The sequence below is a fragment of the Armatimonadota bacterium genome (genome assembly GCA_017993055.1).
Taxonomy (GTDB): Bacteria; Armatimonadota; UBA5829; order DTJY01; family DTJY01; genus JAGONM01.
Genome location: JAGONM010000002.1, coordinates 87018 through 103261, shown reverse-complemented (window position 1 = coordinate 103261; position 16244 = coordinate 87018). Strand labels below are relative to the sequence as shown.

Here is a 16244-nt window from a genome sequence, read left to right as displayed (position 1 = left end):
GATGAACAACATCGAGTTCGAGAAGACTCTCTTCGCGATGCGGATGGAGAAATACCGCCGCCCTGCCCTCGATATCGTCGGGCAGGGTTTTCGGCCGGTGAGCGGCAATGTGGCCGACTTCGCGACCGCCGAGCACCATGGCCGTCACCACTTCTTCTATATCGAGCGCCGGCTCGCCGAGGGCACGCCCTTCCACCCCGGCAACGAGATTTACTTCGGCCACGCGAGCACCCCCGACTTCCTCCAGTGGGAAGTACACGACCCCGTAATGCTCATCCGTCCGGGGACCTGGGAGGGCGCGCATGTCTGGGCGCCGACGATCCTCCGGCACCGAGATCGGTTCGTGATGGCTTACACGGGCGTCAACGAGCACATTTCACAGGACATCGGCCTGGCGTTCAGCGACGACCTCTGTGAATGGGAACGCTGGGAGGGCAATCCGATATCGCCGTGCAAAGACAAGGCCTGGGCGTTCTGGCGCGCAGACAGCATATCGAGCTGCCGCGATCCCCATCTCCTGGAGCACGACGGCCGCGTCTGGATGACGTACACCGCGAACACGCGCGAGGGCGCGACGTGCATCGCACTCGCCGGTTCGGCAAATCTCGTCGAATGGGAGGACCATGGGCCGATACTGGTCGGACCTGCAAACGGATATGAGCCACGACTCGAGGGCGGGCATCCCCAAGGCAGCCTTGAGTCGAACCTGCTGGTCAACCGAGGCGGGCGCTGGCTGCTTACGGCGAACCTGACGATGCGAGGCACGTCGGTACGCAACTGGGTCTTCGCAAGCGACCGGATGGACTGCTTCGATCTCGAAACTCGCCGGGAGTTCTGGAAGGACTCAGGAGGCGTCGAAGTCGTGAAGGAGCGGGGGAGCCGCGCGCTGCTCGCATGCGTCTCCGGCGGGTACATCCGGTTCGGCGAGGTAGACTGGTCACAGGAGAAGCCCACCGCGTCGTTCATATCCTCCACGGAGCAGTTGCGGGTGTGGCAGGAGTTCTAGGATGAGACTCTTCTTGATCGCGACTATCGCGTTCCTGTGTCTCGCGTCATCCGTCGGCGCGGCGGTGATCGGTGCCTCGTGGGTCGCGGACATCCCGTTCCCGCAGTACGCGCACTTCTGGAGTGACAGCAGCCTTATCGAACTGGGAACCCAGGAACAGATGGACGACGAGGCGATCCGGCGCGCGCTCGGCGGATCGTGCCACGTCTACCTCAAGAACACGGCTACTCGACCTATCACCGTTGATGATGTGATGCTCGGCGGAATAGGTCTGAATAGGGCGATTGCGTTCAACAGGGAGCGCAAGTACAAGGGAGTCGCCTATGCCGCGAGCATCTTCTTCTCGGATCTGACTGAGGCCGAGCGGAAGTCGCTTATCGAGGCGGGCGAGCCGATCTGGTACAAGATCGAGCCGCGCACGATCGCTCCGTCGGCGACCGGCGAGATCACTATCCGACTGAGACACACTCCCTCCGCGAGCCTCCAGCTGGCGGTCAAGACATCCGCGGGCATGGAGGACTTGACTGTGCCGATGAAGGTCCAGCCGCGGGTCGATGGCATCTCCTTCTCTGAGGGCCTCGATCGGGTCTACCTCTATGTCCACTCCGGCGGAGTCAGCAAAGTCCTGATGGACGGCATGGATGTCACGGCGCAGTCCGCCATCGGCAGGGATCCGGCACTCGGGATAACGCCGATCGTCATCAAGCCGAAATCGCCACTTGCCCGCGGTTCATACCACAGTTTCCAGACGGTTCACGACGACGCCACGACCGCAATCTCAGGGATTCGCGCCTACGCCGACGACCTGATATACGGCGTCTGGGGCGCAAAGCCGGGGAAGGAATCGGATCTGAAACTCGGCCGGGCGCACGTGACCGATATGGGCGTGCACAACATCAACATGCAGATGGAGATCATCGGCTCGGACGCGGTGAGGGCCTACATGAAGAGCGCAGAAGGCGTGCAGGCGATGAAGTCGCTCGGCATCAAGATGATTGTCGGCGAGCCGGAGAAGGCGTGGCCCGGAGCCCACGCATGGTATCTTGCCGACGAGCCGGACACCGCCGACTTCAGGATCGAGAGACTCCCACCGCAGTCGAGGGTCGGCGCGATCGGACAAGGGCTCGTCGAGCATGCAGAGACCCTGAGGCAGGCCGATCAGTCCGTACCGAACATGCTGAACGTAGATATGACCTTCAAGCCCGACAACTGGTACGTGTACGGCCAGCTCCCGGACATCTTCGCCGCCGATCCGTACATGCAGACCAGGCTGGCGCAGGCGTACTGGACGAAGCCCGGCATGATCCCCCACTACTCCAAGGCCACGTTCGTCTACGCCGTCGGGTCGGTATGCCGCTCCTCCTGCGCGCCCAAGCCGCTGCACCTGATGCTGAACTGCACAAAGCTGATCAAGGGCGACAAGGTGTTCAGATTCGCGACTCCCGAGGAGAAGCGCATCGAACTCTACTATGCCCTTGCATCCGGAGCGACGAGTTTCTCGTACTGGTGGCTGGTACCATCAGCGAAGGGCGGCGACGGTTCGTCCGGGTGCATGGCCGACGAGCCGGAAGCGAAGGTGCTCTGGCATGCAATCGGGCTGCTCGGCGCGGAAGTGCGAACCGCCGGCCCGATCCTCACGCGCAGTTGCCCCGCTCGGGTGCCGACGAACGCTTCACGGTGGCTGTGGACTCGCGCACTCATCGCTGGAACCGACGCGATGGTGCTCCTGATCGTCAACGATAACTATGCTTCCGACCGGCTGGGGATCGTGATCCAGCCGGTCGCGGATGCGCAGGTGAGCGTTGACCTGCCCAAGTGGCTGAGCGCGAAGTCGGTCTTCGAGATCGACTGGCACGGCATCCACGACGTTCATCACGATCAGACCGGTTCGAAGCTGAACCTGGCACTCGGCACGGTTGACGTCGCCCGCATGGTCGTCGTCACGTCGGATCCGGGGTTGCGGTCCGAACTGCAGAGTCGGTACGATCGGCTGTTCAGGGCCAACGTGGAGCGCTTGACGGCAGCGCGAGCGATAGACAGCGCGGAATAGCCTGTGGGAGGAGTAGGAATCATGAGGCTGATGGTCGCAATCTGCATTGGTATACTGACGGTCGCCGGCATTCTCAGCGCCGCAGATGATAAATCGGGAGGACAACGGAACATGCGAAGGATCGAGTGGGAGAAGATCAAGATAGACGACGGCGCGTACGAGTCTGCGGGTGCCTTCGACGTCAACAACGACGGCAAGCTGGACATCGTCTGCGGCGGATTCTGGTACGAAGCGCCGAACTGGACTAAGCACAAGCTGCGGGATGTCCAGGCGGCGGACGAGTACTTCGACGACTTTTCGACGATCCCCATGGACGTGAACGGCGACGGCTACATGGATTTCGTCACCGGCGGATGGTGGGGTCAGACGCTCTCCTGGATCGAGAACCCCAAAGGCAAGCCGGTCGAGTGGGCGAAGCACGACATCGCGCAAGTCGGCTCTATCGAGACGACCCGCGGCTGGGACGTAGACGGCGACGGGCAGATCGAGATCGTGCCCAACACGCCGGGCAACCCGCTCCGGGTCTACAAGCTCGAGGGCGGCGCGTTCAAGGAGTATGTCATCAGCAAGGAGCCGCAGGGGCACGGTCTGGGGTTCGGCGACGTGCTAGGCAACGGCAAGGGATGCTTCATCACCCCGACCGGCTGGTGGGAACCGATGGGCGACCCACTCACCGGCGAGTACAAGTTCCACCAGGAATGGAATTTCGGGGGCGCGAGCGTGCCGATGATCGCGGCCGATGTCAACGGCGACGGAGTGAATGAGATCGTCGTCGGCCAGGCGCACGGTTACGGTCTCGACTACTATACCCGCAAGGACAACGCCGACGGCACTCGCACCTGGACCAAGCATCCGATTGATCCCTGGTTCTCGCAGTATCACGACATGATCTGGGTAGACATAGACGGCGACGGCGAGAAGGAGCTTGTTACCGGCAACAGGTTCCGCGCTCACTGCGGGCACGAGGCGGGCGAGACGGACATAGTCGGCCTCTGGTACTTCAAGTGGAACGGCGAGTCGTTCACCAAGTGCGTGATCGACTACGGCAAGAAGGGCCAGGCGTCCGGCACCGGGATCTACATGTGGGTCGGCGACATTGACGGCAACGGCAAGCTCGACATCGTCGCGCCGGGGAAAGAGGGCCTCTACCTATTCAAGAACCTCGGCCCGGAACAGGTCGGAGTGAAGTAGAGGCACCAACGGTGGACAGACGCGGATTCCTCAGAGGCGTGGGAGCGACCGCAGTCGGCCTTGCAGCTCATGCTGCAGCGGCACAGGGAGAGGAAGAGAAGCTGATGGATGAGAAAGAACTCCGTGCTGCCCCGTGCGGGCTTTATTGCGGGGTCTGCGGCGACTACCTGAATGATGTTTGCCACGGGTGCAGGTGCGACTGCGGCAAGTGCATCGGCCAGGGGCATGAAGACGGTTGCGACATCGCCAAGTGCGTCAACAGCAGGAAGCTCGAGAGCTGCGCCGACTGCAAGGAACTTCCGTGCACGAGGCTGATTCAGTTCACGTTCGACCCGATCTGGCGCACGCATAACCAGTGCGTCGAGAACCTGCGCCGCAGGAAGAAGATCGGCACGAAAGCATGGCTGGCCGAACAGGAAGAGTTCTGGAAGGATGACCGGAAACGCCGCGCGTGGTCGTGGCTCGGCGAGGAGTGCTCCCGCCGAGCGCAGGAGTTCCGGGAAGCCAACAAGGACAAGGGCTAGAATGTCCGAGATCGTCGACGGACTCCTGGCATCTGATGAGCCTTCGATCCGGTGGAAGGTACGGAGCCGGGTGCTCGGAGATGCGGAGGATTCGCTGGCAGACCTTCGGCGGAAGGTCAAGGACTCGCCGAGGGTGCGCGCGCTCCTGAGCAACCGCGACGAGAGCGGCCGGATCTTCAGGCAGAACCAGACCTACAAGAAGTGGAAGGGCGCTCACTGGGTCTTCGCGCATCTGGCGGATATCGGATATCCGACTGGCGATCCGGAGCTGATCCCGATGCGGGATCAGGTGCAGGACTTCGATTTCGGCCCGCTGGTCAGCAAGCAGTTCTGTGAAGGCAAGTGGCCCAATCGCCTCAACGGCAGGGCCAGGTTCTGCGCATCTCTGCCGGGGAATGCGCTCTTCTCCACGGTGGCATTGGGACTGATCAGCGACCGATGCCATGATTTCGCCGAGTTGTTGATCAAGACTCAGTGGCCGGACGGCGGCTGGAACTGCGACAAGAATCCCGAGGCCGATACCTCGTCGTTCTGGGAGACGCTGATCCCGCTCCGAGGGCTGATAGCGTATGCCCAGGCGACGGGTGACAAGCAGGCGAAACAGGCAGCGGATCGGGCCGCGGAGGTATTCCTGAGCCGCCGGCTGTTTCATCGGATCAGCGATGGCGGGGTGATGAACCCGCAGTTCGTGCGGCTGCATTACCCCTGCTACTGGCGGTACGACATCCTGTTCGGGCTGAAGGTGATGGCCGAGGGCGGGTACATCTCCGATCCCCGGTGCGCCGATGCGCTCGATCTCCTGGAATCGAAGCGCCTCCCGGACGGCGGCTGGCCGGCGGAGGAGCGGTTCTACGCCGTGACGAAAGACCTCAGTGGACGAGGCGAGACCGTCTCCTGGGGCAAGGTCAGCAAGACACGCATGAACGAGTGGGTTACGGCGGACGCGCTCGGCGTGCTCAAGGTCGCAGGAAAATCGATCTGAGACCAAGTAGTCCATGACTCCATTACTCCGAAGGAGGTTCCTGATATGCCCAAAATCGCAATGATCGGCGCGGGAAGCGTCATATTCACCAAGACGCTGATGAACGACATCATGGCCACGCCCGCCCTGGAGGCGAGCGAGTTCGCCCTGATGGACCCGGCGGAGGACCGACTCCGCAAGATGGAGGCGTTCGCGAAGGACGTCGTGCGGGAGAACAACCTTCCGTCGAGGATCTCTGCGACCACCGATCGTCGGCAGGCGCTCGACGGCGCCGACTACGTGGTCATCATGATCCAGATCGGAGGGATGGATGCATTCCAGGCCGACTGGGAGATCCCGCTGAAGTACGGCGTCGACCAGTGCATCGGCGACTCGCTCGGCCCGGGTGGCATCTTCCGGGCGCTGAGGACGATCCCGGTCCTGGTAGACATCGCCAACGACATGATGGAGCTGTGCCCCGACGCCATCATGCTGAACTACGCGAACCCGATGGCGGCGAACTGCTGGGCGCTCGGCACAGTCCCCAAGTTGCAGTTCGTCGGACTCTGCCACGGCGTCCAGACGACGATGGACCTGATCGCCGGATACGTCGGCGTTCCGAAGGAGGAGATTGATTACCTCGCCGCCGGGATCAACCACATGGCGTGGTTCCTGAGGCTCGAGAAGGACGGCAAGGATCTTTACCCGATCCTGCGCGAGAAGTTCGAGAAGCCCGAGTACTACATCAACGAGAAGGTCCGAGGCGAGGTCTACCGGCATTTCGGCTACTTCATGACCGAGAGCACCGGCCACCTCTCCGAGTACCTGCCCTGGTTCCGCAAGAACAAGAAGGCGCTCGACCTCTACTGCGATATGCCGGACTTCGGCGGCGCGTCGGGCGCGTACTACAAGTACGGCCGGATGCTCGAGGACAAGTTCAGGAACACCGACCCGCTCAGCATCGAGTCGAAGAAGCTGACCCCGCGAAGCGCCGAATACTGCTCCTACATCATGGAGGCGAAGGAGACCGGCAACATCTTCCGGCTGAACGGCAACGTGCGGAACGATGGGTTCATCACGAACCTGCCGAACGGGTGCTGCGTCGAGGTGCCGATGTTCATCGACCGCATGGGCCTGCATCCGACGGTGGTCGGCGACCTTCCGCCTCAACTCGCGGCGTGCAACATGACAAACGTGATCGTGCAGCAGTTGACCGCTGAGGCGGCACTGACCGGCGATACGGAACTCGCGGCTCAGGCGGTGGCGCTCGATCCGCTGACGGGGGCGGTCTGCACGCTCTATGAGGCGAGAGAAATGGCGCGGGAGATGTTCGCGGCGGAGGCGAAGTGGCTGCCTCAGTTCGGCGGCAAGCAGCCCCAGGCGCTCCCGATCATCGACATCCCGAAGGATGTCGTCCCGGCTGACGTGCCGGTCGACCCGGCGCTGGCGATCGCGAACCGGTTCGGGAAGCTGGCGACGGCAAAGACGGAATAGGACAGATGGGACTGATGGGACCTGTCAGTCCTCATCCTCAAAGCTGAAGACCTCCTCGACGGTGCTCTGCAGGGCGCGCGAGATCTTGTGCGCGAGCCTCAGCGACGGGTTGTACCGCCCCTTCTCCAGGTGCACGATCGTCTCTCGCTGGACGCCCACCATCTTCGCAAGCTGCTCCTGCGTCAACCCGTGGCGCGCTCTGAGTTCCGGCATACGGGTCTTCATTGGCCGCTTCTCCTGATCAGGGCCTTCAGTATGCGAAGCGCGGTGATATCAACATCGGTGGCTGAGTTGGCAAGGACCACCACGCCGAGCCGCCGCTTCTTGCAGAAGCCCACGAAACTGCAATATCCGCCTGTGCCGCCGTTGTGCCAGATCACCGGTTCGTCCGCCCACGGAACATTGAGCATGAACCAACCAAGCCCTACGCTCTCTGCATCATCTATCTTGAGTCTCGGCGTATGGGCGATCTGCAGTGCCTGCCCCAGATCGCCGCCGGGCGCAGCCATGTTCGCCTGCAGATATCTGAGCATGTCGTTTGCTGTGGACTTCAGCGCTCCGGCGCCAGCGGTGCAGTCCTGGAAGCTCCAGTTCCGCGATGGAACGGTGAGGAGTATGTTCCCCAGCCGACCCTGTACGGCATAGCCCTGGACAAGCCTGCCTCTCTGCGAATCGGAAAGCGTGACGGTGGTATCCCGCATCCCGAGAGGCTTGCAGACAAGCCCGGTAACCATCTGCTCATAGTTGACACCTGTCTCGCGAGAAAGCGCCAGTCCGAGCAGCCCCATTCCAAGATTGGAGTATTCATGCTCTGCCCCGGGATTCTTCCTCAGCTTGTGAGTGTTAAGGAACTCGTACAGCTGCTCATCACGGTAGTCGGCATATGGATCATCGCTGAAGTCAGAGGCAAGCCCCATGTTGTCGGCCACGCGGGGCAGGCCGGACGTGTGCATCGCCAGGATCTCCAGCGTGATCTGTTTCGACCCATACGTTGGAACGTGAACAGACGATGGAAGATAGCGTCCGACGGGATCATCGAGTCGTACCCGGCCCCTCTCAACCATGGCCGAGAGCACGGTGCAGGTAAAGGTCTTGGTCATGGAACCGATTTCGAAGATGCTGTCTCCGTCCGGGGGATCGCCGAGTCCTGTGGACTTACGGCCATAGCCACGCGTCCAAGTCCTGTCACCGTCTATGATGCCTACCACCATCCCGACGTGCTTGCCGGACCTGATCTCTGGAACGACAAGATCATCGATCCGCTTCGCGGACTCCGGTGACAGCGGTCCGGAGGTGACCATGGGCACCTCCACACCCAGAGAGCATACCCGCAGGCCCGACCAATCGCTGATGACAAACGCGACCACGACGGCGCCCAGGATGACCGTAACCACATTGTGCCACTTGGGGATCGGCCGGTCTCGCGACTCCCGCTTCCTGATGCGCAATGCGCACAGCACTCGCCGTTCGAGGACATTGGCCGCCTTCGGACGCACCAGCATCGCCAGTCCTAGCAGCAGCAGAATCAGTTCGAAAGCAAGGAAACCTATCAGCATCAGTGTTCTCCTATCCCGACCAGTGAGTCCTCACTGCCTGAGCCCTCGAAACGAGAAGTAGATGAAGCTCAAAGCAAAGGTCAGCAGGTGAGTGATGTATTTGCCACATCATGTTAGAATTCTATCACTTATTCCGGCGCTGTCAAGCACTTGTTTTCCGACGAATTCGGCGGGAGGATTTACAGGCAGGCAGTCGAAAGGTAAACCTTGATTCCATTTGAACGGAGATGACACATGGACAAGGTACGGATAGGTTTTGTCGGCGTCGGCGGGATGGGCCAGTGCGCTCATCTCAGGAACTACGTGACGGTCCCGGAATGCGAGGTCGTCGCGATCGCGGAGGTCAAAGAGCAGCAGGGGAAGCTGGTCGGCGAACGATACGGCATCCCGAAGGTCTACAAGAACCATGAGGAGATGCTGGCGAACGAGAAGCTCGACGGCATCGTGGCGTCCCAGCCGTTCACGCGGCATGGAGTGCTGATCTCCGATCTGGCGAAGGCTGGCATCCCGATCTTCACGGAGAAGCCGCTCGCGGGCTCGATCGAGGCCGGCGAGAAGATCATCAAGGCGCTCAAGGCCGGGAAGACATGGCACATGGTCGGCTACCACAAGAGAAGCGATCCGGCCACGATGTACGCCAAGGCTGAGATCGACCGTCTGAAGGCGTCCGGCGAACTTGGCAAGCTGAAATACGTCCGCATCCTGATGCCCGCCGGAGACTGGGTGGCCAACGGCTTCCTCGGCCACATAGGCATCAACGAGCCGGTCCCGCCGCTGGAGTTCGATCCGCCCGCCGACGACATGGACGATGAGACCTACAAGGCCTACATCGCGTTCGTGAACTACTACATCCACCAGGTGAACCTGATGGCCCACCTGCTCGGCGAGCGGTATCAGGTCACCTATGCCGATCCGACCGGCGTGATGCTCGCGGCCCAGAGCGAGAGCGGCGTCACCGGCGTGATCGAGATGACCCCGTACCGCACTACGGTAGACTGGCAGGAATCCGCGCTGATCGCGTTCGAGAACGGCTACATCAAGCTCACGCTCCCCGCTCCACTGGCTTCAAACCGCGCCGGAACGGTCGAGATCATGCGCGACCCGGGAGGCGGCGCGACTCCGGAGACGATCGTTCCGATGCTCCCGTGGGTCCACGCGATGAGGCAGCAGGCCATGAACTTCGTGGCGGCGGTCAAGGGTGAGATGAAGCCACTCTGCGACGCGCCCGAGGCGCTCGAAGATCTGAAGGTGGCGCGGCATTACATCAAGCTGCGTAAGGGAGTGTAGCCTCGAAATCATCCGGGCGGTTGAAACCGGGGCAACAACTGCACGAATTGTCCCTGCGGATACTGAAGCACCCACTCCACGGAGGCGGACTTCGCGCCTTTGTGGCCGTGACTTCAGTCTCCTGGGGCTGGGGCGAACACCGGTATCATGGGCGGGAGTGAAACTCTCGCCCGAACTTTTGTAGAGAAGGAGCAGGAGTACCATGCCTAAGTCCGTCACATACACGCGCAAGGAACTGATGGCTTCCGGGCCACAGAGAACCTTCAGGGGGAGGCAGCTCACCGAGATCGCGTTCCCGATCGGAGGGATCGGCACTGGGACGATCAGCCTCGGGGGACGGGGCAACCTTCGCGACTTCGAGATATTCAATAGGCCCGCGAAGGGGAATATCATCCCGTTCACGTTCTTCGCCCTGTGGGCCAAGTCCGAGGGCGGCGAACCGGTGGCAAAGATCCTCGAGGGCAAGGTGCCCCCACCCTACCGCAGCGGGTTCGGCGAGCCGCAGAACCAGCTTCAGGGAGTCGCGCGCTTCGAGACGGCATCGTTCAAGGGTGAGTATCCGGTCGCGACTGTCGAGCTTTCCGACCCCGAGATGCCGGTGACCGCCAAGCTGACCGCGTGGAACCCGTTCATCCCGCTCAATGTGAAGGACAGCGCGCTGCCGGTCGGGATCTACGAGTGGACATTCACCAATCCGTCCGACAAACCGGTCGAGATTTCACTCGCGGCCTCGATGCAGAATCCGGTCACAAAGCTCGACGAGAACAAGAATCCCATCGGCAACGGGGCGACCAACGCCTATCAGGCGGTCGGCAGGATGAAGGGCATCTACTTCTCGCATCCCGATGCCGATCCCGCGCAACCGATCTCCGGCACTCTGGCGCTGACTACAACGTGGAAGGATCCCGACGTCCAGACCCGCTGGTACCGCGGCGGATGGTGGGACAAATGCCACATCTTTTGGGACGACTTCGCCTCCGACGGCCGACTGAAGCCGGTACTGGACACGGAGCCGGCATCAGGTGCGCCCGACATCGCGTCGCTCGCCATGCGCGCGACGATCCCGGCGGGCGGATCGGTTACGATTCCCGTCTTCATCACCTGGCACTTCCCCAAGATGGCAAACCCGTGGCCTCCCGCGGGTGTCACCGATCCCGAGCCGCTCGACACGTATATCTCCCACTTCGAGAGTGCATGGTCAGTGGCCCAATACGTGACGAAGAACCTCGACCGTTTGCGCGAGGAAACCGGCCGCTGGAGGAATACCATCTTCTCGAGCACGATGCCCGGCTACGTCCTGGAGGCGATCACGAGCCAGGCGAGCATCATGCGCTCCCCGACCTGCTTCCTGCTGGCCGACGGAAACTTCTTCGGCTGGGAGGGCTGCCACGATGCCGGCGGCTGCTGCCACGGGAACTGCACACATGTATGGAATTACGAGCAAGCGGTGGCGTTCCTCTTCCCGGAGCTCGAGCGCACCATGCGCCGGACCGAGTTCCTGCGCAATACGCGCGACACGGGCAACATGGCGTTCCGGAGTCAACTCCCGCCGGGATCGGGGCTCTGGGACTTCAAGCCGTGCGCCGACGGTCAGATGGGCGCTATCATCCAGGTCCACCGCGACTGGAAGCTCTCCGGCGATGACAAGTTCCTCAAGGAGATCTGGCCGAAGGTCAAGCTCGCGCTCGAATACGCCTGGACGATGACCCCCGACAAGATGGCCCCGCCATCCGACAGAAGCCGCGGACGGAGCATGGACTCGCCCTGGGACCCGAACAAGGACGGCGTCATGGAGGGCGAGCAGCACAACACTTACGACATCGAGTTCTACGGCCCGAACACGATGTGCACGGCGATGTACCTCGGGGCACTGAGGGCCTGCTCGGAGATCGCCCTCTACCTGGGCGAAGACGACAAGGCCCAGGAGTACCTCACAATCTACGAGAGCGGCCGGTACAGGGTCGAGGGCGACCTATGGAACGGTGAGTACTACATCCAGAGGGTGGAGGTAATCGATGGAGTGGAGGTCCCCGACTTCCTCAAGAGCCCCGCGGAAGCATGCGGGCCGGAGTGCGAGTGCAAGAAGTCGCCCGGTGGCAGAGCCGCGGCGCTGTCTGATGGCGACGCCTGCCCGAAGTACCAGTACGGCGCGGGATGCCTCTCCGACCAGCTCCTCGGCCAGTGGGCATCCCATGTGGCAGGAATCGGCTACATCCTCGACCCGGAGCGCGTTCGGACCGCCGTGGAATCTGTCTTCAAGTACAACTTTCTGCAGAGGGTAGGCCAATTCAGCAACGTCCAGCGCGTTTACGCGCTGAACGATGAGCCGGGCCTGCTCCTCTGCTCATGGCCGCACGGAAACCGCCCCACCCTGCCCTTCGTCTACTCGGACGAGGTATGGACGGGGATCGAGTTCCACGTCGCGGCTCACTTGATCTATGAGGGTCTGATCGAGGAGGGACTCGCGATCGTCAAGGGCGTGACGGAGCGGTATCGAGGGGACAACCGGAATCCCTGGAACGAGGTCGAGTGCGGTCATCACTACGCCCGCGCGATGGCCTCGTGGTCGGTGAAGCTCGCGCTCGACGGTTTCACCTTCGATCTGCCTCAAGGACGGATCGGATTCTCGCCCAAGCTAAGTCCGCAGGAGTATCAGACCTTCTGGTCGACCGGAACCGGATGGGGCACCTACTCCCAGAACCTCGGGGACGCGGCGTTCCGCTTCGAAGTGCTCTACGGGAAACAAGTGATCAGGCAACTGGACCTGTCCGACCTACCGGACGGCGATCTCAAGATAACCGTACCGTCGGGATCGGTCGAGGCACGTATCGAGGGGCGATCGGTAGTTTTCGACAGGCCGCTGACTCTCTCTGCCGGAGATGCGATGGAGATCGCAGAGACATAGTCCTCTCAAGGAGGCATCGTCATGCGGAGGTACATGCAGTCGGTTTCGATGTTGATTCTGCTCATGCTCATCATCGGCTGCGGCATTGATCCAAAAGTGCCGGACAGCGCCATGCCAGGAACTTACACTGTGACCTACTCGCCGTACAGCGGGACCGTGCTGGCGACGGAGAAGCTTGTGCTGGGGGCCAACGGCACGTACGAGCAGACGTTTACGCCAAAGACGGGAAAGCCCTGGAAGCATACGGGGCAATGGTCGGTCGACCGCAGTTCCGGCCATCCGGCGACCTGCCTGAACGACTACATGCAGACGCTCGATTTCTGGGGAAACCGCCTACTGCCCAAGCCCAAGCGCACGAACTGGCACAGACCGGTGGTCTACAGGTACGGGGTCGTCACCATTCTCATCTATGAAGACGCAGGGTACTACTTCGCCAAGTCGCCGTAGGCGGCCCGGACTCCTCGAGCGTGCCTCAGCAGTTGACATCCGCTCCAGTGTAGCGTATACTGTCTCTGCAGCGTGGCCGACGGCGGCCGCGTGCGTGATCTGGCCTGAGTGATTCACCGCAGTCTTGCCCAGGAAGGACGATTGGGAGTCCACCCATAGTACCACCGGGACAGGTGGATTGTGGGTGGGCTTTGCATTGTCTGGGAGACGGGGACACCGAATATGCAGGGAGACCGAATAGCTGTCCGCGTGTACTACTGCCGCAACTCCGTTCCGAACGGACGGGTCCCGGATTCGCTGGCGAAGCTGGGACATCGGCCCGACGTCGCGATCGAACCGGTGCCGTGTAGCGGGCGGATTGACCCCCGCTACATCCTGAAGGCATTCGAGGGCGGCGCTTCCAAGGTATGCCTGCTCGCCTGCCCCGAAGGCGAGTGCAGGTTGCTGGAGGGGAATTTGAGGGCCGGCAAGCGCATGGAGACCGCACGCGAGTATCTTACAGAATCGGGCCTGGGTCCCGACTGCGTCCGGATGTTCCAGCCGGGCAGTATGGAGCCGCGCAGTTTCGACTCGGCGGTTGATGAGATGACGCGTTTCGCAGACGAGGTGACTGAATGAGTGATCTGGCGCAGGCAGTAAAGGGCGGTAAGTTCGTAGTCACGGGCGAGTGCCACCCGCCGAGAGGCGCGGACGCGGCCGGAATCAAGGAGTGCGCGACCCGGCTCAACGCTCTCGTGGACGCAGTCAACGTCATCGAGAGCGAGGACGGCCCCCGCATGAGCAGCCTCGCCGCATGCGGGCATGTCCTGGAAGCGGGAGCCGAGCCGATCCTACACATCCTGACACGCGACCTCAACCGGATCGCCCTCCAGTCAACCTTGCTGGGGGCGGCCTCGATGGGCATACGCAACATCCTCTGCCTCGCAGGCAAGCATCAGACTTTGACATCGGCCGGCGACGCAAGAGGAGTCTACGACATAGACCCCCTGCAGCTCGTTCAAGTGGCCGACACCATGAGAAGGGGCGGAAGACTCTCCGACGGTGAACCCCTGGATGCTCCGGTCGAGATGCTGCTCGGGGTGGAGACCAACCCGTTCTCGGACCCGCTTGATCTGCAGGTCATCACACTCGACAGGGCGGCAGCTCTCGGAGCCGATTTCGTCATCACCCAACCCGTATTCAACACCAATCGCTTCGAGGAGTGGATGGGCCTCGTCAGAGCGCGCGGCATCCATGAGAAGATGTGCGTGATCGCTTCCGTCATGCCGCTGGAGTCTGCGGAGGAGGCGTCGGCAATGGTCGCGAAATTCCGGGGGCTCGACATACCGGATACCTCGGCGGTCGGGGCCGATTCGGCCGCGAAGACGGCCGCCTTCCTCAAGGGCATCGAAGGCGTCCGCGGCATCCACGTGATCGGCGGAAATCCCACACTCGCCCTTGAAGTTCTGAAGGGTCTGAAGTAGCATGCCGGCCAAGTACCATATCCACACTGCGCAGGCGCCGCCGAAACACAAGGTGATCGGCAAATACGGGATAGTTGACTGGAGAGAGGACTGCTCCGCCTGCCACAACTGCGTGAAGCGGGAGTGCGCTTACAGCGTATACGACGGTGAGCGCGACAGGCTTCAGGGCGCAAGCGACTACGTTGACTACCTCTACGAGTGCAAGGGATGCCTCTGCTGCGTGCAATCCTGCACAAAAGGCCTGCTGACCCAGGAGGTCAACCCGGAGTTCGAGGGGCTTGGCGACGGGGTCTGGACGCCGGACATCATATCCGGCACCTGGTTCCAGGCAGAGACCGGCAGGATACCCGTGTCGGGCGCAGGTTACGCCGGCCCGTTCATGGGCCCGGGGTTCGACGCGATCCTGACCGACATGTCGGAAATCGTCCGCCCGACGCGCGACGGAATCCACGGCAGGGAGTACATCAGCACGCAGGTCGAGATCGGCAGGAAACTCCCGTCGCTCTCGTTCAACCCCGATGGTTCGCTTGCTGAGCCGTATCCGACACAGATTGACGTGCCGATTCCGATCCTTTTCGACCTCCTGCCCTGGCACACCCCGTCGGAGCAGGTGACGAGAGCGATGCTCGACGCCGCCGAGGCGCTGGGAACACGGGCAGTAACCGATACGCAGATGGATCACGATGCGGCCGCACCGCACGTGAGAGACGGCGCCATCCCTTCGGGCGCGCCACTCGTGGAATGGTCCGACTCGTCCGACGTGGTCCGACAGGTCCGACAGGCAAGAGAGGCCAACGGTGATCTGGTCGCCATGGTGCGTCTACCGCTCGGTGCCGACTCGATCGCACGGGCACTCGAACTCACGGAACAAGGCGTAGATGCGATCCACTCCTGTGCCGACTGGCACGGGAACGCAACCGACGGAACTCACATCACAAGGGCCGTGCAGGCGCTCCACCAGGCTTTCGTCGAACGTGGAAACCGGGATGCCGTTACGATCGTCTCCAGTGGTGGGATCGCGCTCGCCGAACATGTGGCAAAAACGATAATCTGCGGCGCCGATGCGGTTGCAGTTGACATCCCGCTGATGATTGCCCTCGAGTGCCGGGTGTGCAGGAACTGCACCGAAGGTATCCAGTGCCCGGTCGGGCTGGCGGACATTGATCACGACTACGCCGTTCAGAGGATCGTGAACCTGATCGGTGCGTGGCACAGCCAGTTGCTGGAGATGATGGGGGCGATGGGCATACGCGAGGTTCGACGGCTCCGCGGGGAAGTCGGCCGTGCGATGTTCTTCGAGGACCTGGAACGGGACTGCTTCGGCCCGATCTTCGGAACACGGAAAGTTCAGATCTGACAG

General features: G+C 62.0%; 14 protein-coding genes. 12 read left to right on the top strand and 2 right to left on the bottom strand.

Features of this window, described 5'->3' with window-relative positions:
- Position 1: 1 nt before the first annotated feature.
- The 6 genes from KBC96_01315 (at position 2) to KBC96_01290 (ending at position 7226) form a co-directional block, all read left to right on the top strand.
- A complete protein-coding gene (locus tag KBC96_01315) occupies positions 2–1006 on the top strand; it encodes a family 43 glycosylhydrolase (protein ID MBP6963025.1) in 1005 nt (334 codons plus the stop codon).
- A 1-nt stretch (position 1007) separates the two neighbouring features.
- Complete coding sequence (locus KBC96_01310) at positions 1008–3056, top strand: hypothetical protein (protein MBP6963024.1); 2049 nt, start codon at positions 1008–1010, stop codon at positions 3054–3056.
- 30 nt (positions 3057–3086) lie between these two features.
- Positions 3087–4247: a VCBS repeat-containing protein gene (locus KBC96_01305; protein MBP6963023.1), complete on the top strand. Its 1161-nt coding sequence runs from the start codon at positions 3087–3089 to the stop codon at positions 4245–4247.
- A gap of 104 nt (positions 4248–4351) precedes the next feature.
- The gene (locus tag KBC96_01300) at positions 4352–4771 is read left to right on the top strand and encodes a DUF3795 domain-containing protein (protein ID MBP6963022.1); all 420 of its coding nucleotides are present in this window, start codon (positions 4352–4354) and stop codon (positions 4769–4771) included.
- Between the two features lies 1 nt (position 4772).
- On the top strand, positions 4773–5753 hold the full coding sequence (locus tag KBC96_01295) for a hypothetical protein (GenBank protein MBP6963021.1): 981 nt from the start codon (positions 4773–4775) through the stop codon (positions 5751–5753).
- A 45-nt stretch (positions 5754–5798) separates the two neighbouring features.
- Entirely contained in the window at positions 5799–7226 is a 1428-nt protein-coding gene (locus KBC96_01290) for an alpha-glucosidase/alpha-galactosidase (GenBank protein MBP6963020.1), read from the top strand.
- A 24-nt stretch (positions 7227–7250) separates the two neighbouring features.
- On the opposite strand, the gene KBC96_01285 is transcribed toward KBC96_01290, so the two are convergent.
- Positions 7251–7451 carry a helix-turn-helix transcriptional regulator gene (locus KBC96_01285; GenBank protein MBP6963019.1) on the bottom strand — a complete coding sequence of 67 codons (201 nt, stop codon included), beginning with the start codon at positions 7449–7451 and terminating at the stop codon, positions 7251–7253.
- Positions 7448–8782, bottom strand: a complete 1335-nt coding sequence (locus tag KBC96_01280) for a beta-lactamase family protein (protein MBP6963018.1) — start codon at positions 8780–8782, stop codon at positions 7448–7450. Before KBC96_01280 ends, KBC96_01285 begins: the two co-directional genes overlap by 4 nt.
- Positions 8783–9016: 234 nt before the next feature.
- On the opposite strand from KBC96_01280, the gene KBC96_01275 reads away from it, so the two are divergent.
- The 6 genes from KBC96_01275 to KBC96_01250 all read left to right on the top strand — a co-directional run bounded on the left by KBC96_01275 (position 9017) and on the right by KBC96_01250 (position 16241).
- A complete protein-coding gene (locus KBC96_01275; GenBank protein MBP6963017.1) occupies positions 9017–10069 on the top strand; it encodes a Gfo/Idh/MocA family oxidoreductase in 1053 nt (350 codons plus the stop codon).
- A 202-nt stretch (positions 10070–10271) separates the two neighbouring features.
- Positions 10272–12974, top strand: coding sequence for a hypothetical protein (locus KBC96_01270; protein ID MBP6963016.1), 2703 nt, complete (start codon positions 10272–10274; stop codon positions 12972–12974).
- A 21-nt stretch (positions 12975–12995) separates the two neighbouring features.
- A complete protein-coding gene (locus KBC96_01265) occupies positions 12996–13421 on the top strand; it encodes a hypothetical protein (GenBank protein MBP6963015.1) in 426 nt (141 codons plus the stop codon).
- Positions 13422–13643: 222 nt separating this feature from the next.
- Positions 13644–14039, top strand: a complete 396-nt coding sequence (locus KBC96_01260) for a hydrogenase iron-sulfur subunit (GenBank protein MBP6963014.1) — start codon at positions 13644–13646, stop codon at positions 14037–14039.
- Positions 14036–14884 (top strand): methylenetetrahydrofolate reductase, encoded by an 849-nt coding sequence (locus tag KBC96_01255; GenBank protein ID MBP6963013.1) that lies wholly within the window; start codon positions 14036–14038, stop codon positions 14882–14884. The genes KBC96_01260 and KBC96_01255 overlap by 4 nt, the downstream gene beginning before the upstream one ends.
- A 1-nt stretch (position 14885) precedes the next feature.
- Positions 14886–16241 (top strand): hypothetical protein, encoded by a 1356-nt coding sequence (locus KBC96_01250; GenBank protein MBP6963012.1) that lies wholly within the window; start codon positions 14886–14888, stop codon positions 16239–16241.
- The last annotated feature ends 3 nt before the right edge of the window (positions 16242–16244 follow it).